Below are 26,190 nucleotides of genomic sequence, written 5' to 3' on the forward strand. Positions count from 1 at the left end.
GACATCAGCCGTTGCAAGGGCTTCAGGCTGGTCAATCAAGCGTGCCTTTTGAACAGAATGAACAAGCCTACCCCACCAAGAATAATAAAGCTCAGCACAATAAGGTTAAGCGGCATATGTTCTTTAAGTAAAAACACGCCGCCAAAGGCGGTGATGGGGGGAACCGTAAGTTGCACCACAGCAGCACTTATGGCGGTATGGTAAGGAAGAGCCTTATACCAGATCATATAACCAAACCCGGAGGCCAAGGCCCCAGAAACCAACGCGTAAATTGCCCCCTGTGAATCCCAGTGCAGCTCTTGGTGCATCACCAAAAGGAGTATTACAAGCATTGGGATTGTCCGCACAAAATTACCCTTGGTTGCCGCAGCTGGAGATACTTCTTGTTTGCCTCTGAGGGTGTACACAGCCCAGGCTATACCCGCGACTATCATCAATATACTGGCTATCCATGGCGGCGAAGTCGCGCCGGGTAAGATCAGCATAACAACCCCCGATGCCGCTACAGTCAACCCCATCAGCTGTACCTTATTGGGTCTTTCTCCTTGCTTTACACCATAGATGATCAGGCTGAGTTGAACCGCACCGAATAAAAGCAAAGCTCCGGTTGCTGCGTCCAGATGAACATAGGCAAATGAAAAACCAGCGGCGTATACAAATAGCGCAAAAGACGACCACCAGTTACCTGCCAATTTGTTATCAGCTGAACGTGATTGATGTATCAACAACATGAACAAAGCGCCTGACAATAGTCGCAGTGCCGTGAAGCTATTCTGGTCAATCTCAGTTTCATTGAATGCAAGCCGACACAAGAGTGAGTTCAATGCAAACATCACCATAGCAACAGCGGTCAGTAAAAATAACTTGGTGTTGGACATATAGTTTGTTGTTACTCCTGAAAGTAAAAGTATTGGCGGAGCAATTTGTGGGTATGCATAGTCATAGATTTTCAGCTCTTTAGTGCCTGGACAGTATAAATCCCCACTCACACATCAGCAGGCTTATTTAAACCTTTTTTTCTTGCTGGACGAATAGCACTAATTCCTGGTGTATCTGTTTCCTGTCTCCTTTTGATATTCCATACCTTATGCATCAGGAAGTGCAGCAATACTATTTCCCTTCTGATTTCTATTAATTAACTTGATTTAACTTTCTGAGGAATAAATATGAATATTTCAAAAGCATTAAAATTAGCAGGTTTCGCTACTTCGCTACTTTTTAGTAGCCTGACGTTTGCCTCTTCAGTCAACCTGAGTGAGAACGATGTGGCAATTCATGGCTATGACCCTGTTGCTTACTTCACCCAAAACAGTGCTGTCGAAGGAAAAGCAATGTATACGGCGACCCATGAAGGAGCAATTTACCGCTTTTCCAGTGCTGAAAATCGCGACATGTTCAAGGCTAATACGGAAAAGTACGCTCCTCAGTTTGGCGGCTACTGTGCAATGGGTGTTGCTTTAAATAAAAAACTCGATGTCGATCCTGATGCCTTCTACATCAAAGACAACAAGCTTTATCTAAACTTGAATAAAGCCGTTCAGAAAAAGTGGATGGAAGATGTACCTGGCAACCTGAAAACAGCCTATCGCGTGTGGGATGGTATCGAAGGCCTGACCGTCGCTGAAGCTAATGCGGAGGAGTAAGACACAATGAAAACAAGCGTCCAAGGGCTGCTGGGTAATGGCCATAGCTATCCTGAACCTCTGCTGATTCTCTGGTTTAGTGCTGAATGGTGCGGTCCGTGTAAACAACTTGAACCCGTCATCAACATGCTGACCCAAACTTTTGCAGGATCTGCAAGAGTATTAAAAGTTGATGCAGATGTCGAAATTGAATTGGCACAACGATTTGGCATTAGAGCAGTTCCGACGCTGGTTTTGCTCAGTCACGAGAAAACCTTGGGTTCTCACGTCGGACTCGGAAATTACCTCGAACTCAGCCAATGGCTAGAGGCGAATTTACCTCCTGTAACCTAAATGAGGATTGAAATATGAATCGTAAACATGCAATTGCCGCTGCAGCATTAGCAGTAGCTCTGTCAAGCCTAACAGCGCCCGTACAGGCAGGCGGCAAGGAAAAGTGCTATGGGGTAGCTGCGGCAGGTCAGAACGATTGCGGAAACCTTGCTGGTACCCATTCATGTGCAGGTCAATCAACTGTTGATAAAGACCCTGGTGAATGGAAATTGGTGGCCAAAGGAACATGCAAAACCATGGGCGGAATGCTCAAAGATGAAGCTAAAAAACGCTACAACGAAAGTAAAGCGAACAAAAGCTAATAGATCTTAACCTGGAGAATACCGATGTTTGTTGCAAAAAAATCAGTGCAATCGATCGTAAAACACCGTGCAGTAGGTATGGTGTCGCGTCATGAATACTACACCGACGTGTTGCAGCAAACATCGCTTTCCGTAGACCTTGTAGAAGTTCATGCAGAACACTTTTTTACACAAGGTGATGTGGTAGTTAGGTGTTCATGAGGTTTCATCCGTCGTTAGCGTTGCTGGAAAAAGCTAATGCGGTGAAGAGTCGGACAGTCAAGCTTAGGAGAACGTTATGAATAGCCGCAAAGTCAGATCTAACCGTCTCGTTAGGCAGAAAGGTCTTAGTCCGCAATTAACAACATCAAGTGAAAACGACTGCCTGTGGATGCAAGGGGTCTCTGAGGGGATGAGCGTTGCCGCCTTGCTAGATGAGTATCCCGGTTTTGATTTTGCCAATTGGTTATCAACACCGCTCCGGAATAACTGGTTGACACGGTTCTTTTAATCTTCGTAGGTCTATATACATTCTCTTTGACGCCACATCCCGAATACCGCCTGTTTTTAGGTTACCACCAATAGGTAAATTTTGCGCTGGACTATCAGTTTCAATATAAAGCATGTGCGCTAAGTATGGTGAGCGTAATTAGTTATTTTAAAGAAATCCATTTTGACCCCAGTTGATGAAGATAAAGCTGAAATTGCGAGAATATTTACCATGATCAAAAACCCTTACCTTATAGCGTTAATCAACATTTTAATCGCTCTCATAATCTCTTACTCGAAACCTGTAACTGCACAGTCAGTTTCCGAATCAGAACGAATAGGACCTGACTTTTTGTTTACACCTGAAAAGGGTGGCGATTTTTACTTCAATGATCGTTTGCAGGAAACACAAAGACCCATATTTTTGTATTTCTGGGCGAGCTGGTGCCCCTACTGCAAAAAGGCTACACCCAGAGTGGTCGCACTGCATCAGCAGTTTTCAGGCTACATTGATGTACTTGCAATTAATGTGGGCATTAACGACTCAGTAGAGAAAATGCGAGCGTACATGTCTGAGTACAATATGACCTTCCCGGTCATGTTCGATACTGACAGTGAAATCAGTTCAACTTTTCATGTTTTCGGCACTCCCGTTTTCATTATTTTTTCTACGGATGGTGAAATTATGTATCGGAGTCATCAGTATCCGGAAGGCATTGAGCGGGCACTTTCCGTTCCGGTGTTGCAAGAGAACACCCTTGAGCAATCGAAAGGTGAGAATGTATGTTGTCTAATTCATTCTTTTTAAGAGTACGACAGGGTGCAAAAATAGCATTGCTTGTTGGAACAGTTTTGCTATGTATCAACCAATATGAAGTCCTGTTTGGCCAGGCCGATTTTCATCCAATTAAAGCCATTTTTGGATATTGCATTCCCTTCACGGTATTTATGTACGGCAGCAGAACCAAAGCGTCGTAATAGTGTTAATTCACAGCGGGAAATTTTGTGTATACTGATCTGTATACAGACGAGGAAGGTTATGACACAAAAACGCACTAGCAAGCGAGATCATCTGGTAGAAGTCGCGCAAAAATTGTTTTATCGCGAGGGTATCAAGGGAACCGGGATAGATGCGGTTCTGGAGCACGCGGGTGTTGCAAAAAGAACCTTGTATAATCACTTCAAGTCGAAGGATGAGTTGGTTATTGCCACGTTACACAGGCGTGACCAGGAGTTTATCGACATGATTAAGGCAGGGATCCGGAAATTTGAGCCAAAACAGCCAGGCGAAAAGCGCTTTGCTGGGGTACTGGCATTTTTTGATGTTATTGATGAATGGACCCGATCCCGTCAGTTTTCTGGCTGTATGTTTATCAATGCCTCTGCTGAATACCTGCGGAAGGAAGATCCCATCCATGCAGTATGTGCACTGCATAAAAAGCTGGTAATCCAGCTTCTCGAAGAGCTGCTTGTGCCTGTAAAACCGGTCAATTCCAGAGCATTGGCGGAACAACTAGCAATTCTGGCCGATGGAGCCATTGTAAATGCGCATACAACAAATATTTCAGATGCGGCGCTCATCGCAAAGAGCATTGCTGAGATACTATTGAACAATGAGGAATCCAATACTTAGAGCCGTTGTTACTCTATACCGTCGCAGGGTGAAACTTGCGAGTGACAGCATTTATGCCAGCAAATTTATTCATTCTCTGCCTCCAGTGCAGGATAGAATCCATCCAGTTGGCCAAGCTCAGTCAGTTTTTCGACAACACTATGGACTTGCTGTCCAGTCACTTGCGGCACGCGCAATTGGTCGACTTCGGCATTTAGCTTTTTCAGGTTCTGCTTCAAACCGGGTATGTTTTGATGCGCTCGGGTCTGTATTGATAATGAGGCGAGCTGAGTTACTGATATACTGTGACTGAATCGGTTTACCCCTCGGAAGCGAAAACGTTCGGCAACATAGGCGTTACTTGCCGCCACAAGATTTTCCATCAGTGCGTGCAATAAGGCATTAGTGCAGGTGGCGGGAAGCAAAAGTGTAAATTCCTGCTGTCCGTGAAGCACAAGCGTGCTGTTATCATTGTGCTCCAGCTTTACGTCAACCAGGACTTGTCCATTATTGCGTTGTTCAATATTGATCAAGCTCAGTGCTGCCTCGTCATATATCAGGTTTTTAAATAATTCTGCCGCCTGTCGCCTGAATCCGTTGATTGATAGTGGCGTACACGAGTGATACAAGTGGTCGGCATACTTGGCAATTAAGGGTAAATCCTGATGTGTACTGAAAGGAGCACTCCACTTTTCGCGAAATTGTAGCTTTAACAACTCCCTGACTTCGTGTTCCCGGGCCTTTTTGACAGCAAGGAACAATGTCTGAATAACCTCGGATGTCGAGGTGTGGAGGTCTACTCGCCACTTGCGGCCATATACGATCTTTTTATTACCAAGTTTTGCTTCACGTTTGTATGTGTCGTATCCGACAATACCAACTTGCAAATACAAGCTTCCTGCATCCTCTCCGACAAAAAACAAAAAATGGTCATCGAAACTGCATTCAGCCACGATTTTTTCAATCGTCGATTTGGAGTGGGTGTAACGCAAATAGTGCTGTGGAATGCAGTATCCCCCCTCTTCCAAAGGTATGAGGGGGGCATGTTGAATTGGCCATTCACCATCATTTAGATCAATATTCATGACAGTTCAATATTAACTTTTAAGCCTGACGAGCAGGAAGAAAGTTTGTTAATTGTTTTCTTAGCAAATGGTCTCCAGACAACTTGCCTGCGCCCCAAAAGGTAACGTGAAGTAGGATAAGCCCCCAAATGACATGGCCGTACAAAGCGGCTGGTGCAATTTCTTCCAGACTTATTACTGCTACAACATTAACTACTCCGAGCACGATGGCACTCAAGCGACTCGCAAATCCAAAGAACAGCAGAACTGGGGCAAGTAGTTCTGCTATCGTTGCGAGATACGCAGCCAAAACAAAGTTCAGCAAAGGTACCTGATACTCATACTCGAACAAAAACAGGGTAGATTCCCAGTCTGCGATTTTAGTCAGTCCGGAGGCAAAGAAGACCCACGAGACATATATCCGTCCGGCCACTGACAGTACTGGTTGCAATGGCGAGAGCGTTGATGACATGACATCAACAAGTTTTATCAAATTTATAGCTAAAAGTTTCATTTGTCGTTTACCTCAGTAGAAATGTTTAATTTGTATGCATTAATTACTACAGGGATTAATGTATCTGCATGAGGAGGCACAAATGAAACAGATGGTCTTTTCTTTACAACTGTTAGTGTTCGATTGTAGAGTCCGCAAGGCTCTGAAAAGGTGTTTTAAAATCTTCCTTTTGCAACGACTTAAGCCATTCTCTAGGGGATAAACCCAGTTTTTTGCGGAATATTCTGGCTAATGCCGAACCATGCTCGTAACCAACCTGATTGGCAACGAGGTTTACAGGTTTGTCTTCCAGTAACATGTCCTGGGCAAGTGAAATACGTATGTCAGTTAAGTAGTCATTGGGCGTCAGCCCAATCACAGACTTGAACGTTGCTGCAAATTTAGAGCGCGACATAGCTGCCATGTCGGCAAGTGATTCTACCGTCCAATTAACTTCAGGATGTTCATGCATGGCACTGATCACTTTAGCAAGCATGGGGTGTGTAAGAGCCGCCAGAGTGCCACTTTTTACGATATTTCTCTCCAGCGAATATCTGAGCAACTGAAGGAGAAAGATTTCACTTAACTTGTCTATTATCACCTGTCTTGCAATGGAATGGCCAAACGCTTCTTCAAATAACCATTCAGCCGTTCTGCCGAAATCGCGAAGTTCATCTAAAGACAGACAGAAGATACTAGGAAGCGCATCGAGCAGCAGTGAACGATGAACTGTATCAATGTTGACTGTGGCACAGACGAGTTGGGCGGTGGAAGATTGGTCAGAGAGTATTCGATGCTCATGAGGACTAGGTATAAAGATCAGGGAAGGTCCGGTCGCTACAATTTTCTGACCATTGTTCATCAGTATGGTAAGGGTTCCTGCTCGTAAGAGATGCAGATGTCCTTTGTCTTTACTATCAAATGTTTGAATGCCGCAGAGTTTTCCACTGAAGAACACCTCAGCTTTTATAGAGATTCTGCGCAGAATGTTGGCGATATTGTCCACGTTTGAGCCTTATATTTAGTTAATAGATTTGATCCAGACTGAGCATTCCAAATCGAGAAGGAATTTGAGCTGACGCGATAAGCGCTCAGTAATACAACTAGGTAATCGATGGCAGCGTCTGCCACCTCGGAATAAAACTTAATTCTTAATAATTCACAGTAACGTTTGAGTCTTAGTGAAATGCAACCATTACTCCTTTGTTCAAAACCTAAAGTATTCAGTTACAGCCGAATCAATGCTAAAGACAGAATCACCCTAAGAAATCTTTCAGCGTTGACATATCCTCTGGCAAACACAGGCTAAATTCACTGGATTTCCGCTCATTTAACCGAACCTTCCAAAACCTATACTGAGCATACCCTCTCGATCCTCGTTGGTCTGTTTTAACCACTCTCGGGGAGAAACACCGAGTTTTTTCTTAAAAATGCGGGCCAGAGCTGAGCCATGTTCGTAACCAACTGCACCGGCAACCAAATTAACAGGCTTGTTATGTTTGAGCAGTTTCTGCGCTGCTGCAATTCTGACATCAGTGATATAGTCGATTGGTGTTTGTCCGACCAATGCCTTAAAGCATTCTGCAAACTTGGATCTAGACATTGCAGCCAGCTGCGCAAGGTTATCCAGGGTCCAGTTTTCGGCTGGATGACAATGAATTTTGTCAATGACTTTAGATAGTTGTGGATGATTGATAGCCAACAACTTACCTTGTTGAAGCGTGCCCTGCTCTGTGACGTGGCGTAGAATCTGAAGAATAAAAACTTCACCCAATTTGTCCAACATTTCCTGCCTTGCAAACCGTTGTTCAAAAACCTCGTGTAGCAGCCATCTCGCGGTACATGATACAGAGCAATCAGGGCTTAACTGGAAATAAATCGTTTGGGGCAGTGCGTCGATCAGAAGTGATGATCGTGTTTCACAAAATGAAATGCTGGCGCTGATCATCCTTGCGGGCTGTTCACCAAGACTTTCAACTCTATGTTTCACTGCAACTGGAAGTAAAACCATGGAAGGTCTGTCGAGTAAAATTTCACTCCCTCCCTGGCGTACTATTCGTACTTGACCAGACTCGAGTAAATGCAGTTGTCCTGATTGACCAAAATGCCTGACACCTGCAAATTCTCCGCTGTAATTGACGGTTGTCGCAAACGAATGCTGATTTAGAATCCCGTTTAAATTATGCATAGCAAGCCTCTTTTATCTCAAGACAAAACAAGTAACCAAAGCAATGACACCTTTTTTGAAATGGAGTCGTTCTCGGAGTGTGCATCTGCAATTGCTCGCACGCTTGAACCTACAGGTAAAATTGCACTCATCTTGAGTGTCTCTGTTGGTTAAACTCCACCGTCATTTTTATCCTTGGCAGGGTTGATAACAAACGAGTAAAAAGCATTTGCAGTTGAGTTTTATTCATCTATTTTTCTTTTTTACCGTCTAAGAGATGAAGTCATGCAAGCTTCTTTGCCGGCTTGACCGAAATCGAGTAAATGCAGTTTCCTGATTGATCTAAATGCCTGACTCGAGCAAATTCACCGCTACTATTGACGGTTATCGCAAACGAATACAGATTCAGGATTCCATTTAAATTGTGCATAGCAAGCCTCTTTCTATCTCGGGATAAAATAAGTAACAAAAACAGTGACATCGACGACCAAATTCCAAAAAAGCACCCATAGAGCTGATACTTTTTCAGGGTCTTGGTATACAGATCTGTATACCATAGATAAAAGGTAGACAGATCTGTGTACTTTGTCCAGTTTTAATAGTAAGAATTTTTGCTGGCTGAGGTAGAGTTAACACCTAGTTGGGTGAATGCACCTTTACCGGGACACGCGATAAAGATGCATTTGAGTTACAAACCTAACTCGCTCAGGCCAGGATGATCTTCCGGCCGACGTCCCTTTGGCCATCTGAATAGACGTTCAGATTCTTCAATGGGTAAGTCATTGAGACAGGCATACCGGTTGACCATTAATCCCTGATCATCGAACTCCCAGTTTTCATTGCCGTAAGAACGAAACCAGTTGCCCGAATCATCTTTCCACTCATAGGCATAACGGACGGCTATTCGGTCTTCGGTGAAGGCCCATAACTCCTTAATGAGTCTATATTCCAGTTCCTTGGACCACTTTCGCTGCAGAAACAAACGGGCCTGCTCCCGACCTTCAATGAACTCCGTACGATTGCGCCAACGCGTGCCTATGCTGTAAGCCTGGGCTACACGGTTGGGCTCACGAGAGTTCCAACCATCCTCAGCCAACCGCACTTTTTTTTCCGCCGTTTCGCGCGTAAAAGGGGGAGTCGGTGGGCGATATTCTTCTATTGCATGCATGAGAAATTTCCTAATAGGTAAGAATGCTTCCGGTCTTTAGAAGGGCTGCACCAGTGGAAAGTCAACCTCGGTCTGAGCAACGTTGTTGACGGCATTTGTCCAGATGTTCAGCGTTACATTCAGAATAATTTCAATGATCTCTGAATCGCCAAAGCCCGCGGCTTTGATGTTGGCAACAGAAGCATCCGAGACTTGTCCGCGCTTGAGTGAAACATCAATGGCAAACTGCAGTGCCTGACGTGTTTTTTCGTCTTTTGACAATGCTTTGCGGTTGGCGGTGATTTCTGCCTCATCCAGTTTTGCCAGTGCCTTAGCCAGATAGGTATGCGCAGACAGGCAATATTCGCATTTGTTTACTTCAGCGACTGCAAGCGCAATACCTTCTCGCAGTGCAACTGACAATGAACCTTTGCCCAAGGCGCCGGATAAACCAAGATAACCTTCCAGCGCTGCCGGATTAATAGAAACCAAGCGGAACAGGTTGGGGACAACCCCCAACTGCTGCTCAACGGCTTCTAGCATAGATTGAGATTGTTCAGGTGCATCTTGAATAGTTGCAGGGAAAGTTAAACGTGACATAAATTATTCCTCAGTAAGTGTATTTAACGCAGGGTCAATGTATGCTCGTTACATATCTCCGTGTAGTGGGTAAATACGCCTAGCACCTAGTCATTTTTTGGAGGAATACGTGGATCGACTCAATGCCATGGCCATGTTCAGCACGGTAATGGAGTGCGGTAGTTTTTCCGCGGCGGCCAGAAAATTGAACAAGCCTCAGACTACTGTAAGCAGGCAGGTAAAGGAGTTAGAGGACTACCTTGGTGTGCAGCTAGTGCGACGCTCAACGCGCAATTTAGTGCTGACTGATGCGGGAAGAAAGTACCTGCAATCCTGTCGGGAAGTCTTGTCCATGGTGACCGAGATCGAACGCGATGCGAAAGGAGAGTATCGTGAGCCGAAAGGATGCCTTACCGTCACCGCTCCGCATATCATGGGGAGAATGCATGTCTTTCCATTGTTAACGGAGTATCTTCACCTCTATGCCGATGTGAGTGTAAAGCTGCTACTGACTGATCAAAACCTCCATATGTATGAAGATGTCGTTGATGTTGCATTCAGAGTAGGTGATTTACCTGACAGTGAATTAGTTGCCAAATCTCTTGGCAGTGTGCAGAAAATACTTTGTGCCAGTCCGCAATATTTAGCCAAACATGGTGTACCCACCGAGCCAGCCGATCTGGAGATGCATCAGTGTATTACATTCGAAGGGTTAGACTCTGCCAGCCAGTGGCGTTTCAATGACGACGGCAAGGAAATTCTGACCTCTGTATTCTCAAGGGTTCGGGCAAATTCCATTGATGTATCCATACAAGCGGCCAGAGAGGGTCTTGGCATTGCCAGAGTCCTTTCTTATCAGGCTTTACCATGGTTGCTTAGTGGTGAATTAAAGTTGGTCTTGCAGCGCTTTGCACCTTCATCTTGGCCAGTCAATCTGCTGTATATCCAACAACCGGTTTTACCCCTTAAGCAACGAAGCTTTATCGACTTCATCACGCCCAGAATGCAGGCACGTTTTGAGCAATTCAGCCAGGAATGGTCTTCTTTTACCTGAGGTTTAATTGACCACTATCAAACTAAACGCCCTGAATTTACATTCGGTCGTTCATAAATGACTGAAGTTTGCGGAAACGCGACCAGTTTTCGACCTAGTTCTAATAGCGCTCTCCGGTTTTTGAAAGTGGTGGGTCATTCTCATTGGGTGTCCCGGATAACCGTTGAATGTGGCTTGCTTTTGTTGCTCCCAAATACCACTTTACTGAGCCGTTTGAACGTGTCCTCTGGATAGTTGTCAATGTCATTTGTGGCTACAAAAATAAATATATCCTCCTCTGGATAATATTTGAAATCCGCAAAAGAATAGCCGTTTGATCCATTGTGGGCGATAAGCCTGCGGCCCTGTTCGTCAACAGATATTGCCCATCCATAACCATAGTGTGAGTGCTTGCCTTCTCTTATGTGGGGAGTAAAGATTGCATTCCATGACGCTTTGTTAACGATGGTTTGAGCACTCAGAGCTAGGTACCAACGGTACATATCGTCTATGGTGGACATAAGACCTCCAGCACCCTCCATCCAGCGTTGTCCCGGTGTTTGATACAAGTGCGCTAACGAATGTCCGACACTTCGGCTTTTAGGTTCAATAGAGAAAAATTTCTGAAATGCGGTCTGGTCTGCCCCATAGTTAACCGCTAAGAGCTGAGGTCTGTATTCTAACAATCGATAACCCGTATGAAGCATGCCTGACGGTTTAAATACATTTTCGATTAAAAACGCTTCCCAATTTTGACCAGATACCTTTTCTAATATTCTGGCCAGCAAGCTGTAGCCCACATTTGAGTACTGATAGATTTCGCCTGGTGTTGAAGCTAATGTTTCTTTGAATGCAAGGCGTGGAAGCGCTTCATATGGAACAATGTCATAAAGCTTATGACCAGAGAGATTGGTTGGTAATCCTGAAGTATGAGTAAGAAGATGGTGCACGGTTATACCGGTTTTGTCTTGTGGGACGTTATCAAAGAAAGTCGCCAAATTGTTGTGCAGTGAAAGTGTTCCATCTTCAGATAGCTTTAAGATAGCAGTAGCAAGAAATTGTTTAGTGATGGAACCAATATCAAAAACCGTTTCATTATTAAATGGCAGCTTTTCTTCCCTGTTAGCGTAGCCAAAAGACGCCCTTAAAATAACCTGACGTTCTTTGGCAACAATTAATAAACCTGAGAAATCTGCTTGTGTTAGTTCGTTTTTTACCCAGGAAAAATCCTCGTCAGACGCACTATATACCGAGCCAATTAACAATATATTTAGCAGGAAAAATCCGACTAGTAGGGCATTATTAATTGCAGTTTTCATGATGATGCACTTCTCCACTTAAGACCTTTCACTGTTATGCTCGAGGGCGCGCGTTCGAGTCATGAACTAAGGTAAGACGCATTTATCTTTTATTGGGGGACACAAAAGGGACAAACTTTGCAGCCTCCGATTTATATGTTAACCAAGCTGTGCCATTGACCCAGATTACTTAACAGGTCTAGGTTCAATGGTGATCATGTAGACGTCTTGATGACCTGTCGCAGCTCATTTACAAGGTCCCAGCTGAAGCCACAATATCATCCAGTAAGATACTTACCTTATTCCGTGGACAAAAGCTGCTGAGCTGAATCACTCAGGTTGACATGAGGAAAGAATTGATGACAAATGGTCAAAATTGAATAAAGGTTGTTTTGTAACTTTGCCGTTTGCATTGGCCCGTCGGCTATTACTGTTTGAAACAAATGTAGCGCCATGTCGGCTAAAAGAAACCTTTGCTTTTCAAGCCATTCTGCGTCACCGCGTTTGGCTGCGAACTGAGTGTACGCGTCTTCTATTTGTGCATGAAGTTCCCAACTTGCTGTAATTAGTGCGTTTCGCTGTTCAGTATGCATAGTGAATTCCTTGAAAATAGCTTAATAGTGATTAACTCTTATTAGTTCAACAGCAAGCAAACCTTGTTCGCGGCTAGTTAGTTACCAATACAAAGACACAACCATGAATGTTAATGCGTAATCTCGATAGCAAATAACTATGTCACAGGCAGTAGAATATACCAACGTAGAACACCAAGATTTGAATGAATGGTTTTAAAATGTGTATTTTCGGCTAAATTGCGCACTGTCAGAAGGTCAGCACGCTAGGAGCTATGACGGTTAGGGTTCAGCAGCAATTCCAGCCATTCAACAAAGACAAATGTGTGTCGCGTGGTTTTCTCCACTTTGTCTTTGATGTAATAGCAAAGCGCTGAACTGACGGGCAATGTATTTAACTCACATAGAATACCCGACTTTACATATCCCTGCGTTAGCGTACTCGAGCAAAAAACAAAAGCGTTTTGTTGCAAAGCTTGTTGGATACCAAAAAGTTCTTGGTCGAAAAAAGTAACATTAAGCTCTGCTTCTTGTAACTGATTGCGTTCTAACCATGCCCTTAAGGGTACTGAAGGAAGCGCCTCGTTTTTCCACTGTGTTGTATAAATGCGTGGTTTGGGGGTTTTGTGGAAGGTGTTAGCAGTAGTTGGCGAACAATAAAGGTTAAAATGATCACGAGCGATTATGTCTTCCTTGGCTTGTTTTCTCTCATCACCATAACGGATCGGAAGTGCAAAGCTGTTCGGGTCAATACTCTCACCGCTGGTGATGTTTACCTTAATTTCAGGGTGTAGAGAGGAGAAGGTATTTAGGGCAGGAACAAGCACCAATGCAGCAAAAGACGAGGTGGCAGTGATATCAACCTGTGACCCTTTTGCTGAAATCTTGTCAATGGCAGCTTCAATTGTAGCAAACCCCTTAGACGTGGCCGCCGCAAGTTCTTTTCCACATTCGGTGAGGCTAACGTGTCTGGTCGCGCGCACAAAAAGTGCAACGTTCAACCGATGTTCAAGATTTTTGATGTGGTGAGAAACCGCAGTCGGAGAAATAGAAAGCTCGCTGGCAGCGGCTTTAAAACTGCCTAAGCGGGCAGCTGACTCGAACACTTTAAGTGCAGGTAAAGACACTTGCATGGTAACTATCCTCCCTCTACAGCCTCACTATAGATGAATTTAACTCACTTCTGCATCATTTTTCTATGTTTGTCGCATGCACGTTAGTCCATAACAATCTATGCAATTTTAACCAGAGGCAGAAACCAAAATGACCGTTATATTGCATATAGATTCAAGCGTAAGAGCGATTACAAATGACAACACTGAGCACAATTCCATTTCTAAAGCGCTAGCAAGCTTGTTTATCTCGCACTTACATAGTGTGACTAATATAGATGAATACATTCACCGCGATGTAGGAGTTAACCCTCCTCAGTTCATCACCCAGGACTGGATAGGCGCCGTATTCACACCCGAGGCACAACGCACTGCTATGCAACGACAAACGCTTGCGTTGTCAGATGAGCTCATAGCAGAGGTTTCACGTGCCGACGTTATTGTGATCTCGTCACCCATGTATAACTACGGTATGCCAGCACAGCTCAAAGCGTGGTTTGATCAGATTATACGAATCAATAAAACCTTCGATTTTGATTTAGCCCGGGGAGATAAGCCTTTAGCGCCCTTATTGTCGAGTAAAACGCTAGTAATTATTACTTCAAGCGGAGAGTTTGGGTTTGAAAAGGGTGAGATTAATGAAACTGCCAGCCATTTAGTACCGCATTTGCGTACACTGAGTAAATATTTGGGAGTAGAAAAGATATACGAAATAAAATCAGAGTATCAAGAGTTCGGTGATCGGCGTCATGAACAATCATTACAAACCGCTAAGTCTCAAACTAAGGCATTGGCCGCCGTCATCGCAGAGAAAACAAGCGAAAGCCTGTAACAGATTCTTTGGTGCGACACGATGTTGCTCCTGTGATTGTTTAATCCAAGGGATTGGATGTTAAACCTACTGTCTCACCAGTAGTTCCCTACTCAGCTGTGCGTTAACGGTAACGTTGAGGTGCAAAGCGCTGAGGACAATGTAGCCACGTCACTTCGTAGGTGTAACCTGTGAGGGTAGCATCGAAACTGCTAGCCGTGAGCGGTGATGGCGCTAGGGATGATGGTAAGGTCAGCAAATGCGAATCTCGATAAGCATCGTAACTGTTAAGAAGCTAAAACGGCTGACAAGCTTCAACCAAAAGGTAAGCGATCAGGAATATCCTTTCACAGATGGGATATCGTGAGTATAAGCATCGCCGGTGTAAACGAGAGACCTAACCCATCGAGTCATAGGAACGAAACGTGGAAACCCCGTATAGCTCCGAAAGGTAGTTTAACCGCAAGGGTAAACAATGGCTATGCGGGAATGGGAGGTCGGAAAAAGCGAAAGGTTGACTGTAATGCTCAACATAAGGTGCCAATCACCTGACTCGAAAGAGTGCCTACGTCCGACTGGTTCTCAATAGCGAGAGAATGCGGAGAATCGAGTTAATGAGGAAAAGCAAATGACACCTGCGCTCATGCATGGTGGTGCAGCCTCACCGTCGAACAACTGGTCGTCCATCAATTGGAAACGAGTTGACGCTGACGTTCGCCGACTCCAAATGCGTATCGCTAAATCAGCTAGAGCTGAGCGCTGGGGTAAAGTCCAAGCGCTACAGCATTTACTAACACGATCTCATCAAGCGAAACTACTGGCGATTAAACGTGTCACTGAAAATCAGGGACGCAATACGCCAGGTATTGACGGCATTGTGTGGATAAATGCAAAACAGAAGTGGGAAGCAGCTAAAACGCTTTCATGTCGAAATTATCGTTCACAACCATTGAGGCGCGTCTACATTCCGAAAAAGAACGGCAAGAAGCGCCCTTTGGGGATCCCAACAATGTATGACCGAGCAATGCAGGCTCTCTTTCTATTCGCTTACGAGCCAGTAGCTGAAGTGACAGCGGATCACCATTCTTATGGTTTCCGGCCTAAGCGTTCAGCCGCCGATGCGATTGAGAGATGCTTCAACGTATTAGCTCAGAAAACATCAGCTCAGTGGATCCTCGAAGGCGATATTAAGGGATGCTTCGACAATATTAGCCATACATGGTTGAATCAACACTTACAGCTAGAGAAAAGAGTGTTGAATCAGTGGCTAAAGGCAGGATTTATGGATAAAGGACGTTTGTTTCCAACGACAGCAGGAACGCCACAAGGCGGTATAATATCGCCTTGCTTATCGAATGGTGCTTTAGATGGTATGGAGGCGATGCTTAAATCAATGACTAAGCCAACTCAAAAAGTCCATTTGATTAGATATGCTGATGATTTTGTGATCACTGCCAACTCCAAAGAGTTGTTGGAGAATACAATAAAACCAGCGGTAATGGCTTTCCTGTTTGAGCGAGGGTTAACAATGTCCGAAGAAAAGACCTTGATTACCTCAATAACAAAGGGATTCGATTTTCTTGGATTTAATGTGCGCAAGTATGGTCAAAAGCTGCTCATTAAACCAAGTAAAAGTAGTATTAAATCGTTTCTTGAGTCTATCAGGTTAGTTATCAAAAAGGGAATTTCAATGCCCATGGCGAGACTGCTCAGTTCAGTTAATCGAAAGATTGTAGGCTGGGCAAATTACTACCGTCATGTTGTGGCTAAGAAAGTCTTTGATAATGTTGATTCTGCAATATTCCGTGCTTTTCATCGAATGATTAAGCGTAAGCATCCAAAGAAGTCAGCTGCATGGCTCTACCGGAAATACTATACCCATCGTGGTATGCGACAGTGGATGTTAATTGCGCCTTACACTACTAAGAACGGTGAAAAACGTATCGTGTGGTTGAAAAAGGCCGCTGACATTCCTATACGCAGACACCGGCAAGTCATATCCGTGGCAACTCCGTACGATGCCGAGTGGTTTGATTATTTTGATAAAAGAGCAACGAATATGTCACATCTGGAGCAAGCTAGTGGGTCGTTTTATCTGGGCCTTATGAGAGCTTGAGCCGTGTGCAGGGAAACTTGCACGCACGGTTCTTAGGAGAGGGAGCGGTAGAAATATCGCTCTCTTATCCGACTAACTGTCATTAGTTAATACGATGTTCGAGGCGCTCCTCGAATTCGATAATGAAATGACTCATCGCCTGACGCCAGCTTTAAACCGGCATCAGCGATTTATTATTTCAAAAGTATCTAATGACAGTGTATTAACAATAAACTATTGAGCGTTGTTCCACTGATTAAGAGCTATTTTAGAAATGCCTTGTCGTGGCGTGTTTGTATGAAATTTTCTGCGCACAAGAGAGCAATTAGACCAAAAGTTTTTTGAGCACTATTTGCAAAAGAAGAATAATTAAAAAAATAGGCGCTTGGTGGTAAAAAATAGTGCCGTTTCTTATTTTTCAATTCTATGAAATAGCGTTAGCGGACAGCAACGCACTGTTAAAACGGCAAAGAAATGCCGTTTAATAAGTGATTTCTCTCTGTATTGTTTTCCACATTCATCCACATAAGACCGCAATCAGTAATTTTCTGAACAAATTTTAGACTTGGACGATTTGCTTCTTTTTACAGTGTATCGGTTTCCTGACCAGATTCGAAATTCATTACTTTATTACTTAGAGAGCGAAACACCAACGCGCTCGCAAACGTCACTAAAATATTTAATGAGGAATAATTATGAAACTTCGCAACGCATTTAAAATTGCCGGTCTAGCAACATCTATTTTGTTTAGCAGTTTGAGTTTTGCATCATCAGTTAATTTAGGTGAAAACGATGTGGCTATCCACGGTTATGACCCTGTGGCTTACTTTGTTAAAAGTATGCCTGTAGAAGGTAAAGCAATGTATACCGCTACTCATGACGGTGCAATCTACCGCTTCTCTAGCGAAAAAAATCGCGACATGTTCAAAGCATCACCAGAGAAATACGCGCCACAATTTGGTGGTTACTGCGCAATGGGTGTTGCATTGAACAAGAAGCTAGACGTCGACCCAGCGGCTTTCCTAATCAAAGACGACAAGTTGTTCTTGAATTTGAACGCAGCTGTTCAGAAAAAGTGGATGGAAGATGTGCCTGGAAACCTAAAAACCGCTTACCGCGTTTGGGACGGCATCGAAGCACTTTCAGTAGAAGAAACTAACGCAGAGGACTAATTCAATATGCCGACAACTATCGATCGCATCACAACGAATGGCCATGAGTTTTCTGAGCCAGTCGTCATGCTCTGGTTTAGTGCTCAATGGTGTGGTCCGTGCAAACAGATGTCACCTGTGATTCAAATGTTCGAAAGCGCCAACGCTTCTCAACTACGCGTAATAAAGCTTGATGCTGAGGAAGATTTTGAATTGGCACAAGTATTTGGCATTAGAGCCGTTCCAACATTGGTATTACTTGAGCGCAATAAACAGCTAGGCACCCACGTTGGTGCCCTGAGTTACAACGAACTAGATAACTGGGTTAAATCCCGAGTTGAATATAAAGAGGAATAGTTATGAATAAACGACAAACAATTGCAGCGGCCGCGTTGGCAATGGCGTTGACAACAGCGGTAACGGCGCCTGTACAAGCTGCTGGTAAAGAGAAGTGTTACGGAATAGCTGCTGCGGGTCAAAATGACTGTGGCAACCTAGCGGGTACACACTCTTGTGCGGGTCAATCTACTGTTGATAAAGACCCAGGTGAATGGAAGCTTGTAGCCAAAGGCTCGTGCGAGACTATGGGAGGAATGCTGAAAGCTGAAGCCAAAGAACGTTACGAAGCAGCTAAGAAAAAAGGTTAAGCATTATCAATCTTAACGTATGTATAAATAGCGTTCACAGCTGTGACGCTAGTAATATTTTCAATGGAGTATGTCATGAATTCAACACACTACCCTCAAGACTGTGAGCACGGATGTATTGGAGTAGGGCTAAGACACGAGCACTATACTCAAGCATTGGCTCAGAAGACATGTTCCATTGATTTCGTTGAGCTTCACGCGGAAAACTTCTTCGCTCAAGGAGGGCCTAGTAGGCACCTACTTGAGGAAATAAGAAGCCTCTATCCGGTGAGTATTCACGGTACTTCAATGGGGTTGGGCTCTTTAGCAGGAGTAAATGAAAGATATCTAAATAGGTTTACTCAGCTTGATAACGATGTGAACCCAATCTATATCTCTGACCATGCGTGTTTTACCTGGGGCGATGACAGCGGTAAGCCGCTTCACGCTGGCGATTTATTACCACTGAAATTCGATACCCAAACTTTGAACGCCACTGTATCTAATATAGACCGAGTCCAGCAAGCTATCGGTCGCCAACTGTTAGTGGAAAATGTGGTTACCTATTTTTCTTTTTCCAACAATATCTTCGCAGAAGCGGAATTCTTGGCTGAGGTAGCACATCGAACTCAATGTGGTTTGTTAGTTGACCTCAATAATATTCTGGTGAATATGCACAATCAAAAAGTGCAAGATATCACAGTAAATGCACTGAAATGGCTATCGTATCTACCACAAGGGCACATTAATGAATTGCACCTCGCAGGGAGTTCATTACCGCAAATGGGCGACATCATCATAGACGATCACAGTCAGCCAGTATCTGAACAGTGTTGGCAGCTTTATACTCTTGCCATTCAACATTTTCCTAAAGCGGCAACGCTAATTGAGTGGGATAACGACCTTCCGACTTGGGATGTTCTCTTAAAAGAAGCAGGCAAGGCGAGAGACATTCGAAAGGCAGCCGGGGTAAGCCTAAGAAAGGCGATACCATGAGAGGGATACAAGTGAAAAAACGTACAATACAAAACACTTCATCAGATACTAATTATCAGCAGTTTCTGCTTAATGAGATATTCAGCTTCTCTCAGTCGACGGCGCTTCAAAAGAACGCTCTCTCGATTTATCAAAACAATTTGCTGATGACTGCGCTTCGAAGTTTATCAATCAGCTACCCAGTTATAGAAAGTATGGTTGGTGAGCACGCGTTGTATGTTTTAACGCGACGATTACTTGATATGGATAAACCTGCAAGTGGTGATTGGGCCGAGTGGGGCGACAAACTAGCCACTTGCTTATTTAATAGCGAATTGTATGAAAGCTATCCGTATCTACCCGATATCGCCAATTTAGAGTGGGCCTTTCATATTGCTTCACGGAGTGAAGTGTTAAGTTTTGATGGTGACTCACTGCAAAGATTATCGAAAAGTGACCTTGAAGACATTTACTGCATTTTATCGTCCTCTGTTTCATTACTACCCAGCGCCTATCCACAACATCAAATATGGCAAGCTCATCGTGTAGTTGACTCAGGGCAATTGCCTGACAAAAGTGTTTTGAAAGCCATCATGAGCAACATAGACAAAGCTGAACATTGCATAGCGTATCAGCACAATGGAGTGGCTAAAGTCGAAGTTCTGACAGAAGAAAAACTCAATTGGATGCTAGGTATGCAAGAAGGTATATCGGTTGCGTCACTACTAGATCTTTACCCTACATTCAACTTTGCGTCGTGGCTGTCTGAAGCCATCAGTAAATCATGGTTGACCAGATTAGATTAATTTTTCAAGGCCCCTCCTCCGGCTTTCGCGGCGAATGTTTATTCGCCGTTTTTTTTGTCACAAAGAAAGTACGAATGGGTAAATTCTCATAGGGTAAGTACGACATCATGCTCCTCTAACTCACCCATATGAAATAGTGATCATGTCCAATTTTAAACAGCGAACCTTTGACTATTTAATCCGTTTGATAAAGATACTTCTGATTTTATCCATGCAAATTGTGCAGTTACACGCTAGAGAGCTGTCTATAGACTACTTGAGGGGAGAGGGCGATGTAGAAGGCATTAAATTAGCCTATCGCCACAATGCATTTCAGCTTGATAAAGCAAGTCCAAACTTGGCAGTTTACGTGGAAAGCAGTGTAAACTTTTGGAAATACGGCTCGCCTGAGCACTATGACTCAAACTTTGTTGTTTCACTTTCCCCTATCCTGCAATACACCCTTTGTAGGTGCACTCATGGTGAGATATACGCAGAAGCGGGTATCGGTATATCGTTATTAGATGATACGCAATTTGCCGGTAAAAATGTGAGTACACATTATCAGTTTGAAGACCGATTAGGGATAGGATATCGATTTGGAGAGCAACTATCCCATTCTTTGGCGCTGCGATATTTTCATTATTCAAACGCTGGATTTAAAAGACCAAATCCAGGTTTGGACTTCATCAGTTTCTCATATTCAAAAGCATATTAGAGGAGACAAATTTGCACTACGTTAACGGTGGAAAGTAAATCCTGTTTTTCCACTTTTGGGCAACGTGAAGATAAAAAAATATCAATTTAGTAAAACAGTATTTGTGTCTCTAAATCTGGATTAATTGGTAAATTTGTTATTTTTTAGCCCTTATCATTTTAATAACACATAACCTTAAGTACATTAAAATGATTAAAGAAAAAAACAATTGGTTCGAGACTTTAGTCCATGATCTACATGCTGATTTATATCGTTATGCACTATTTCTCACAAAAGACAAAGCTACCGCAGAAGATGTTTTACAAGAAACTTTTTTTCGAGCTTGGCGCGCATTGGACAGCTTGAAAGACAAGAAAGTAGTAAAGTCATGGCTGATTACAATTTTACGACGAGAGAATGCTCGCAGGTTTGAACGCAAGCGTTTTGATATGTTCGATTTGGACGAGATGTCAGTGGTTGGAACCGATGATCAAGACAGAAACATAGAAGTTATTCAAATCCGTAAAGCAATTAGCCAACTGGCGCCAAAATACAGTGAACCTTTGATGCTACAAGTTATGTTTGGCTTCAATTGCGATGAAATCGCTCACCTGCTCGCCTTAAATAAAAATACTGTAATGACTCGACTTTTTCGTGCTCGAGCACTTTTGAAAATCAAAATTAAACCAACGTATCAAGACGAATATATGCAAGCAATCTGAGCAATTTTTTTGAAGTAACTCTCTGCAACTGTCCACTTCTCTGAAACTTAGACAGGCACCTTATTTGCTCTGCACTACTTCTAGCGCTGCCCTAGTAAATAGATACGTCTGAACAACTCTCTCTCACTATCTTGTAAAAAAACATCGAACCCTTTGTACTTCCTCACTATACCAAGGACGGTAACACGAACAAATTTAGAGCCCCATTCATTAATTTTTTGCCAATAAGAATTGCTATATGTGCAACGACTGCTTTATCGGTTGAGCAGACTGCCAAGACTGAGCTTATAGCGATCTACCCAATGAAGTAACAAGCTTATTATCGACATTATCAGATGGACTATGAGCGAATACAGCCTAGAGCAAAGAGTGAAACTCAAAGCCAGTCGCGCACATCGGTACCCAATAGTAGTTTTTCTATAGCATCTCTATCTTGGTCCTGAACTTTGTCTTTTAAAATACGGACAAAGTCCATAGACGTTGCAGGTCGTTGAGGGTATCCATGCTGCTGCCAGAGTTGTTGTAAACTGCTAACAATCACCTCATCGCCCAGCATTTCTCGCAACTTGTCGAATACAATTGTGGCTCTCGAATACTGATCAAAACTATCTGTAGCATTTACCAGCGCTTCAGTGGGTTGTTTACTGCGTGCTCGTCCCATTTGATAACGTCGATACTCATAGTCAACTAAGGCATCTTTGGCAGCTTTTCCGTAGCGTTTTTCAATCATCACCAGTTCCACATATTTGGCCATAGATTCGATAAGAAACGCCCCATCTTCCAGTACACCATTGCCAATATCATGTCCAAACCACTGGTGGGCGGTTTCGTGTACTGCCCGTCTGTAACGTTGGTCAAAACCAGCATCTTCTGCAGGAAAAGCCCTAAAGCCAACCTTGTGATTAATCAACATGAGTTGTGGAAGCGCGTAGCCCGTAGAGCCAATGTTAGGCGTTGCTACCATACTTAGGCGCTTACCTCTGTATGCATGAATATTTTCTGACAGCCATTCAACGGTGTCTTTCATTGCCAATAAATTAATCTGCGAGGCATCTGTTTTCATTGGCGAATATACCAATAACGACACATCACCCACTTGGTCTGATTGCGATGCAAAGGGTACAGAGATCCAGGTCGGAATATTACTGATGCGTTCAGCGGTTTCATATTCAAAGTAGTGTCGACCGTTCTGTTGCCAAGAATCGACTAACGCCCCCTGCGTCAATGCTGTATGACCGGCTTGTGTGGAGATGACTGTGCGCATAGACACTCTGTCGTACCTTGCCTCTTGGATAGAATGTTCAAAAGACAGTGAAGACGGCTTTATGTACTTCATTTCTGCAAGCCCATTGTCTGCTCGACGCTCGTTATTTCTCAATCGATAGCCATGATTAAAGCCAACCACTGGCATCATGGGTATTCCTCTTAGATAAGTGAATCCAGAGTGAATGATGTGATGCATGCTGGCAGGCCACAACGTCCGTCGCTCTTGCCTAAGACTGACATGCAATGAGGTGTTTTGCCCAGGCATGAGGGGAGTAGAGAGAGAGAATACGTATTGGTTGAGGCGCTCACTGTGTTCCGTTAACTCTGCATTGTGGAGTGAAACAGACGAGTATTTCACAGTGCTGTAACCACCAATCAGGATAGAATCAATAGCCTGATCAGTCTGATTGGTCAATGTCATTGTGAAATCAAACTCAGCGAAACCTTGTTCAGGAAAAAGTGCTACCTTGTTATCGAGCGCCGTGACAACAGGCTGTGCAACATCAGCCCAGTGCAGATAGTTTCTTTCATAATCGGCTCGCCATGCTGCTCTGTCTGCTGATGACATCATGGGATGCTCATTGTGTAGAGAAATGTGCAGCACTATGCCACTGACAACACTTACCACTATCAGAACTAGTGACGGCATAGTAATCCAACGTATGGCTGAATTTGCTATTCCTGTTCCGCGATGTGAATAATTCACCGCAACCAGAAACAATGCACAAACTGTGATGAGCCAGAACAGTGTAAACGGAAGGTAACTTGAAAGGCTTGCCTGATAACCCCAGAACCGGTCGGGTGCTTGTAGCGGCGTTCCAGCAATGTCCCAAAGTGGGTGAGCGATTTCCAGAATACCAGTTAGTGGAGACAGCTTAACCAGCAAAATGAACGCAATGACCCCGCCCGCCACAAGCTGCTTGGTGCTCCATGTGTGGATGGCGATAAATATTGCTCCCATGAGTGCTAACTGGATAAATGTGAATCCAAGTTGAGCCACATAGTGCATTGGTAGAATCTGACTGTTTGCGAAGATTTCTGCGGCAAAGACACCGGCCGCCGACAACAACATGAGTATCGCAAGCATTCCCAGTAACGCTAGGAACTGTCCTAATGCCAAAGCGAAAGAAGAAACCGGTGTCGTACCAATAAATTCGGCAAAGCCACATTGCTTACCTCGCCAGCACATTTGCCATGACCAAAGTAATAGCAAGGCTGTGCCCATCACTGGCATAACATCCCATGCCACTCGGTTAAACGCGTCTACACTGGAAGGCAGTAACACTGAAAGTGGTTCAGCGAAATCTATTCCTGCGACAGATTCAGAGAAAATCACTAGTGACCAGGCAATTAACAAGAGCTTAGTAAGATGATCATTGAGTAGCCCTGTAAGATGAAAAGCGCAAATTTGTTGAAGCCCGCTAGAAAAACGAATACGGGGTGCAACCCTACTAATTTCAACCGTCTTGTTATTGGGGTCTGTTTTGTTAATGCCCTTTGTGTTGGCATTTGTAGAAGATATGGCAGCCGGTGAACAACGCAATGCGCTTATTGTAAGCAAAGCTGCTAACAGCACATACAGGAGTCTATTGAAAATCACATACACATCGAGGGTAACCTCAGTATATCCGACCTTGTACTGAGCCAGAATTGCGGTAATACCATAAGGATCCAGTAGCTTCATGCCATACAACAGCCCCTCATTCGCTACAGCACTTCCCGCCATAATAGGGGAGCCGGTCATACTTGCCAGTGTCATATAGCCCAGCCACACTGCAGCGAATAAGGCATACACTACTGGTCGATTGGGAAAACGACGACACACCCACAGCGCGAGAGATGTTAAAAACAAAATTGATGGAACTGCCAATACAGCCAACATCCACAGCGTTGACGAGAAGAACGCATATTCAACGTTAAGCTTACTGACAACAGCCCAAGAGAGGGTGGCGTAACCGATGATAACCATGACCAATGCAAAGCTAGCCACGACACCGAGTCGGACCAGATAGCGCAATGCGACTGAGACCGGCGACGCCTCAATTAACTCGCGCATGTTGTAGGTTTGGTCGCGTAAAAAACTGATCGGCGACAATGCGCCACACATTATGGGTAAGACCATCAATAATAGTGTCATTTCAAGCATCTGCAGTTGCTGACTGGCGATGGCCTCATCACGATGCGTTCCCATGGCTAACAAAAAAGCAAAGCCGGGGAGTAACACTACAGACACCCAAACGAGTGGTTGACGCATAAGTAGCGCCCATTCAGAGCGAAACATCATGCTGAAGTACCTTGTTTTGCCAGTTCAAAAAAATATCTGTCTTGGAGTGTTGCCTCTGCGGGCTGAGCGTCGAAATGTGGAGACTGCTCGCTAAAAAAGCGAAAGCTGGGTTTGCCATGATGATAGGACTTGTTGAGTAAAAGCCCATGATCGCCAGGTGGTTTATCCGACTGCCAAAGGTTTTTGCACAAAGGAGCGATGAGTTTGTCGATGGGGTTACTTTCCACAACCTGCCCGCTATTGATGAGCGTCACGTGCTGACACAGGTTTTCTACATCTTCAACAATGTGTGTTGAAAGTAAGATTAACTTGTCCTGACTAATGCTAACTAATAGGTTGTGCAAGCGGTCTCTTTCTGCTGGGTCGAGGCCAGCTGTAGGCTCATCCATAATGACCAGTTTAGGGTCGCCTAAGAGTGCCTGGGCAATGCCAAATCGCTGACGCATACCTCCCGAGAACGTAGACACATGCTTGTCGGCCACATGAGACAGGTTGGTTAACTCAAGCAATGAGTCAATGTGTTGCCGCTGAACTGACTTGTCATTCACGCCTTTGAGTACAGCCATATGCTTAAGCAATGAACGACAGCTCATATAAGGATAGACACCAAAATCCTGCGGTAGATAGCCGAGCTGCTTTCGAATAGCCATAGGATTATCCAATACATTGATTCCGGCAAATGTCATTTCTCCACTATCTGGCGACTGAATGCACGCCAATGTGCGCATTAGGGTAGACTTACCGGCGCCATTGGGGCCCAGCAAACCCACCATACCGTTTGGCAATTCAAGGTTTATATCGCGCAGTGCATGAGTACCATCGCTGTAGGTTTTGTTAACATGCTTTACACTAAGCATCTAATCGCTCCTTTTTCTCGTCTGGTGCAACGCTAAACGGAGTGTTGTGCTCACTCAATAAAACAGTGATGAAAGATATCTGTTTCATGACAAACTGA

The 26,190-nt window shown here is 44.1% G+C and carries 28 protein-coding genes; 16 read left to right on the forward strand and 12 right to left on the reverse strand.

From position 1 onward, the window contains the following. Positions 1-35: 35 nt before the first annotated feature. On the reverse strand, positions 36-878 hold the full coding sequence (locus tag DRW07_RS10660; protein ID WP_124027898.1) for a DMT family transporter: 843 nt from the start codon (positions 876-878) through the stop codon (positions 36-38). Positions 879-1,166: 288 nt separating this feature from the next. On the opposite strand from DRW07_RS10660, the gene DRW07_RS10665 reads away from it, so the two are divergent. The 6 genes from DRW07_RS10665 (at position 1,167) to DRW07_RS10690 (ending at position 4,379) form a co-directional block, all read left to right on the forward strand. Beyond that, positions 1,167-1,643 carry a YHS domain-containing (seleno)protein gene (locus DRW07_RS10665; protein WP_124027899.1) on the forward strand — a complete coding sequence of 159 codons (477 nt, stop codon included), beginning with the start codon at positions 1,167-1,169 and terminating at the stop codon, positions 1,641-1,643. 6 nt (positions 1,644-1,649) lie between these two features. Then, a complete protein-coding gene (locus DRW07_RS10670) occupies positions 1,650-1,976 on the forward strand; it encodes a thioredoxin family protein (protein ID WP_124027900.1) in 327 nt (108 codons plus the stop codon). A 14-nt stretch (positions 1,977-1,990) separates the two neighbouring features. Then, positions 1,991-2,278, forward strand: a complete 288-nt coding sequence (locus DRW07_RS10675; protein ID WP_124027901.1) for a BufA1 family periplasmic bufferin-type metallophore — start codon at positions 1,991-1,993, stop codon at positions 2,276-2,278. Between the two features lie 24 nt (positions 2,279-2,302). Further along, positions 2,303-2,479 (forward strand): DUF692 domain-containing protein, encoded by a 177-nt coding sequence (locus tag DRW07_RS18330; protein WP_165870473.1) that lies wholly within the window; start codon positions 2,303-2,305, stop codon positions 2,477-2,479. 451 nt (positions 2,480-2,930) lie between these two features. After that, a complete protein-coding gene (locus tag DRW07_RS10680; RefSeq protein ID WP_124027902.1) occupies positions 2,931-3,554 on the forward strand; it encodes a TlpA family protein disulfide reductase in 624 nt (207 codons plus the stop codon). Positions 3,555-3,785: 231 nt separating this feature from the next. Continuing rightward, positions 3,786-4,379 (forward strand): TetR/AcrR family transcriptional regulator, encoded by a 594-nt coding sequence (locus DRW07_RS10690; RefSeq protein WP_124027904.1) that lies wholly within the window; start codon positions 3,786-3,788, stop codon positions 4,377-4,379. Between the two features lie 65 nt (positions 4,380-4,444). On the opposite strand, the gene DRW07_RS10695 is transcribed toward DRW07_RS10690, so the two are convergent. From DRW07_RS10695 to DRW07_RS10720, 6 genes are all read right to left on the reverse strand, one after another. Next, a complete protein-coding gene (locus tag DRW07_RS10695) occupies positions 4,445-5,443 on the reverse strand; it encodes a hypothetical protein (RefSeq protein ID WP_124027905.1) in 999 nt (332 codons plus the stop codon). Between the two features lie 19 nt (positions 5,444-5,462). Then, a complete protein-coding gene (locus DRW07_RS10700; protein ID WP_124027906.1) occupies positions 5,463-5,936 on the reverse strand; it encodes a DoxX family protein in 474 nt (157 codons plus the stop codon). A 112-nt stretch (positions 5,937-6,048) separates the two neighbouring features. Then, positions 6,049-6,921: an AraC family transcriptional regulator gene (locus DRW07_RS10705; protein WP_124027907.1), complete on the reverse strand. Its 873-nt coding sequence runs from the start codon at positions 6,919-6,921 to the stop codon at positions 6,049-6,051. Positions 6,922-7,245: 324 nt separating this feature from the next. Beyond that, complete coding sequence (locus DRW07_RS10710) at positions 7,246-8,103, reverse strand: helix-turn-helix domain-containing protein (RefSeq protein ID WP_124027908.1); 858 nt, start codon at positions 8,101-8,103, stop codon at positions 7,246-7,248. A 667-nt stretch (positions 8,104-8,770) separates the two neighbouring features. Then, positions 8,771-9,250, reverse strand: a complete 480-nt coding sequence (locus tag DRW07_RS10715; RefSeq protein ID WP_124027909.1) for a nuclear transport factor 2 family protein — start codon at positions 9,248-9,250, stop codon at positions 8,771-8,773. Between the two features lie 36 nt (positions 9,251-9,286). After that, positions 9,287-9,829 carry a carboxymuconolactone decarboxylase family protein gene (locus DRW07_RS10720; RefSeq protein ID WP_124027910.1) on the reverse strand — a complete coding sequence of 181 codons (543 nt, stop codon included), beginning with the start codon at positions 9,827-9,829 and terminating at the stop codon, positions 9,287-9,289. 109 nt (positions 9,830-9,938) lie between these two features. Here DRW07_RS10720 and DRW07_RS10725 point away from each other — a divergent pair, with 109 nt between their 5' ends. Then, a complete protein-coding gene (locus DRW07_RS10725) occupies positions 9,939-10,862 on the forward strand; it encodes a LysR family transcriptional regulator (RefSeq protein WP_124027911.1) in 924 nt (307 codons plus the stop codon). Between the two features lie 140 nt (positions 10,863-11,002). On the opposite strand, the gene DRW07_RS10730 is transcribed toward DRW07_RS10725, so the two are convergent. The 3 genes from DRW07_RS10730 to DRW07_RS10740 all read right to left on the reverse strand — a co-directional run bounded on the left by DRW07_RS10730 (position 11,003) and on the right by DRW07_RS10740 (position 13,844). Further along, positions 11,003-12,160, reverse strand: a complete 1,158-nt coding sequence (locus tag DRW07_RS10730; protein ID WP_124027912.1) for a serine hydrolase domain-containing protein — start codon at positions 12,158-12,160, stop codon at positions 11,003-11,005. Between the two features lie 278 nt (positions 12,161-12,438). Further along, the gene (locus tag DRW07_RS10735) at positions 12,439-12,732 is read right to left on the reverse strand and encodes a hypothetical protein (RefSeq protein ID WP_124027913.1); all 294 of its coding nucleotides are present in this window, start codon (positions 12,730-12,732) and stop codon (positions 12,439-12,441) included. A 245-nt stretch (positions 12,733-12,977) separates the two neighbouring features. After that, positions 12,978-13,844 carry a LysR family transcriptional regulator gene (locus tag DRW07_RS10740; protein WP_124027914.1) on the reverse strand — a complete coding sequence of 289 codons (867 nt, stop codon included), beginning with the start codon at positions 13,842-13,844 and terminating at the stop codon, positions 12,978-12,980. A 130-nt stretch (positions 13,845-13,974) separates the two neighbouring features. On the opposite strand from DRW07_RS10740, the gene DRW07_RS10745 reads away from it, so the two are divergent. The 9 genes from DRW07_RS10745 to DRW07_RS10785 all read left to right on the forward strand — a co-directional run bounded on the left by DRW07_RS10745 (position 13,975) and on the right by DRW07_RS10785 (position 21,685). After that, positions 13,975-14,655, forward strand: coding sequence for an FMN-dependent NADH-azoreductase (locus DRW07_RS10745; protein ID WP_124027915.1), 681 nt, complete (start codon positions 13,975-13,977; stop codon positions 14,653-14,655). 607 nt (positions 14,656-15,262) lie between these two features. After that, entirely contained in the window at positions 15,263-16,750 is a 1,488-nt protein-coding gene (ltrA, locus tag DRW07_RS10750; RefSeq protein ID WP_124027916.1) for a group II intron reverse transcriptase/maturase, read from the forward strand. Positions 16,751-17,424: 674 nt separating this feature from the next. After that, entirely contained in the window at positions 17,425-17,901 is a 477-nt protein-coding gene (locus DRW07_RS10755) for a YHS domain-containing (seleno)protein (RefSeq protein ID WP_124027917.1), read from the forward strand. A gap of 6 nt (positions 17,902-17,907) precedes the next feature. Beyond that, positions 17,908-18,237, forward strand: a complete 330-nt coding sequence (locus DRW07_RS10760; RefSeq protein WP_124027918.1) for a thioredoxin family protein — start codon at positions 17,908-17,910, stop codon at positions 18,235-18,237. Between the two features lie 2 nt (positions 18,238-18,239). Next, the gene (locus DRW07_RS10765; protein ID WP_124027919.1) at positions 18,240-18,527 is read left to right on the forward strand and encodes a BufA1 family periplasmic bufferin-type metallophore; all 288 of its coding nucleotides are present in this window, start codon (positions 18,240-18,242) and stop codon (positions 18,525-18,527) included. Positions 18,528-18,602: 75 nt separating this feature from the next. Continuing rightward, complete coding sequence (locus DRW07_RS10770) at positions 18,603-19,502, forward strand: MbnB/TglH/ChrH family RiPP precursor modification enzyme (RefSeq protein ID WP_124027920.1); 900 nt, start codon at positions 18,603-18,605, stop codon at positions 19,500-19,502. Between the two features lie 11 nt (positions 19,503-19,513). After that, the gene (locus tag DRW07_RS10775) at positions 19,514-20,287 is read left to right on the forward strand and encodes an HvfC/BufC family peptide modification chaperone (RefSeq protein ID WP_165870474.1); all 774 of its coding nucleotides are present in this window, start codon (positions 19,514-19,516) and stop codon (positions 20,285-20,287) included. A 142-nt stretch (positions 20,288-20,429) separates the two neighbouring features. Further along, positions 20,430-20,984: an acyloxyacyl hydrolase gene (locus DRW07_RS10780; RefSeq protein WP_124027922.1), complete on the forward strand. Its 555-nt coding sequence runs from the start codon at positions 20,430-20,432 to the stop codon at positions 20,982-20,984. Positions 20,985-21,172: 188 nt separating this feature from the next. Then, the gene (locus tag DRW07_RS10785; protein ID WP_124027923.1) at positions 21,173-21,685 is read left to right on the forward strand and encodes a sigma-70 family RNA polymerase sigma factor; all 513 of its coding nucleotides are present in this window, start codon (positions 21,173-21,175) and stop codon (positions 21,683-21,685) included. Between the two features lie 376 nt (positions 21,686-22,061). Here the strand turns inward: DRW07_RS10785 and DRW07_RS10790 are convergent, their stop codons facing one another. Beyond that, entirely contained in the window at positions 22,062-25,235 is a 3,174-nt protein-coding gene (locus DRW07_RS10790; protein ID WP_124027924.1) for a M1 family aminopeptidase, read from the reverse strand. Continuing rightward, a complete protein-coding gene (locus DRW07_RS10795) occupies positions 25,232-26,092 on the reverse strand; it encodes an ABC transporter ATP-binding protein (protein ID WP_124027925.1) in 861 nt (286 codons plus the stop codon). Before DRW07_RS10795 ends, DRW07_RS10790 begins: the two co-directional genes overlap by 4 nt. Positions 26,093-26,190: the final 98 nt, after the last annotated feature.

This window comes from Paralteromonas sediminis (assembly GCF_003820355.1).
Classification (GTDB): domain Bacteria; phylum Pseudomonadota; class Gammaproteobacteria; order Enterobacterales; family Alteromonadaceae; genus Alteromonas_F; species Alteromonas_F sediminis.

What these genes read in the sequence shown, in the direction of transcription:
- DRW07_RS10660 (WP_124027898.1), bottom strand. Translation starts at nt 878, where the DNA reads ATGTCCAACACCAAGTTATTTTTACTGACCGCTGTTGCTATGGTGATG.
- DRW07_RS10665 (WP_124027899.1), top strand. Translation starts at nt 1,167, where the DNA reads ATGAATATTTCAAAAGCATTAAAATTAGCAGGTTTCGCTACTTCGCTA.
- DRW07_RS10670 (WP_124027900.1), top strand. Translation starts at nt 1,650, where the DNA reads ATGAAAACAAGCGTCCAAGGGCTGCTGGGTAATGGCCATAGCTATCCT.
- DRW07_RS10675 (WP_124027901.1), top strand. Translation starts at nt 1,991, where the DNA reads ATGAATCGTAAACATGCAATTGCCGCTGCAGCATTAGCAGTAGCTCTG.
- DRW07_RS18330 (WP_165870473.1), top strand. Translation starts at nt 2,303, where the DNA reads ATGTTTGTTGCAAAAAAATCAGTGCAATCGATCGTAAAACACCGTGCA.
- DRW07_RS10690 (WP_124027904.1), top strand. Translation starts at nt 3,786, where the DNA reads ATGACACAAAAACGCACTAGCAAGCGAGATCATCTGGTAGAAGTCGCG.
- DRW07_RS10695 (WP_124027905.1), bottom strand. Translation starts at nt 5,443, where the DNA reads ATGAATATTGATCTAAATGATGGTGAATGGCCAATTCAACATGCCCCC.
- DRW07_RS10700 (WP_124027906.1), bottom strand. Translation starts at nt 5,936, where the DNA reads ATGAAACTTTTAGCTATAAATTTGATAAAACTTGTTGATGTCATGTCA.
- DRW07_RS10710 (WP_124027908.1), bottom strand. Translation starts at nt 8,103, where the DNA reads ATGCATAATTTAAACGGGATTCTAAATCAGCATTCGTTTGCGACAACC.
- DRW07_RS10715 (WP_124027909.1), bottom strand. Translation starts at nt 9,250, where the DNA reads ATGCATGCAATAGAAGAATATCGCCCACCGACTCCCCCTTTTACGCGC.
- DRW07_RS10720 (WP_124027910.1), bottom strand. Translation starts at nt 9,829, where the DNA reads ATGTCACGTTTAACTTTCCCTGCAACTATTCAAGATGCACCTGAACAA.
- DRW07_RS10730 (WP_124027912.1), bottom strand. Translation starts at nt 12,160, where the DNA reads ATGAAAACTGCAATTAATAATGCCCTACTAGTCGGATTTTTCCTGCTA.
- DRW07_RS10735 (WP_124027913.1), bottom strand. Translation starts at nt 12,732, where the DNA reads ATGCATACTGAACAGCGAAACGCACTAATTACAGCAAGTTGGGAACTT.
- DRW07_RS10740 (WP_124027914.1), bottom strand. Translation starts at nt 13,844, where the DNA reads ATGCAAGTGTCTTTACCTGCACTTAAAGTGTTCGAGTCAGCTGCCCGC.
- DRW07_RS10745 (WP_124027915.1), top strand. Translation starts at nt 13,975, where the DNA reads ATGACCGTTATATTGCATATAGATTCAAGCGTAAGAGCGATTACAAAT.
- ltrA (WP_124027916.1), top strand. Translation starts at nt 15,263, where the DNA reads ATGACACCTGCGCTCATGCATGGTGGTGCAGCCTCACCGTCGAACAAC.
- DRW07_RS10755 (WP_124027917.1), top strand. Translation starts at nt 17,425, where the DNA reads ATGAAACTTCGCAACGCATTTAAAATTGCCGGTCTAGCAACATCTATT.
- DRW07_RS10760 (WP_124027918.1), top strand. Translation starts at nt 17,908, where the DNA reads ATGCCGACAACTATCGATCGCATCACAACGAATGGCCATGAGTTTTCT.
- DRW07_RS10765 (WP_124027919.1), top strand. Translation starts at nt 18,240, where the DNA reads ATGAATAAACGACAAACAATTGCAGCGGCCGCGTTGGCAATGGCGTTG.
- DRW07_RS10770 (WP_124027920.1), top strand. Translation starts at nt 18,603, where the DNA reads ATGAATTCAACACACTACCCTCAAGACTGTGAGCACGGATGTATTGGA.
- DRW07_RS10780 (WP_124027922.1), top strand. Translation starts at nt 20,430, where the DNA reads ATGTCCAATTTTAAACAGCGAACCTTTGACTATTTAATCCGTTTGATA.
- DRW07_RS10785 (WP_124027923.1), top strand. Translation starts at nt 21,173, where the DNA reads ATGATTAAAGAAAAAAACAATTGGTTCGAGACTTTAGTCCATGATCTA.
- DRW07_RS10790 (WP_124027924.1), bottom strand. Translation starts at nt 25,235, where the DNA reads ATGATGTTTCGCTCTGAATGGGCGCTACTTATGCGTCAACCACTCGTT.
- DRW07_RS10795 (WP_124027925.1), bottom strand. Translation starts at nt 26,092, where the DNA reads ATGCTTAGTGTAAAGCATGTTAACAAAACCTACAGCGATGGTACTCAT.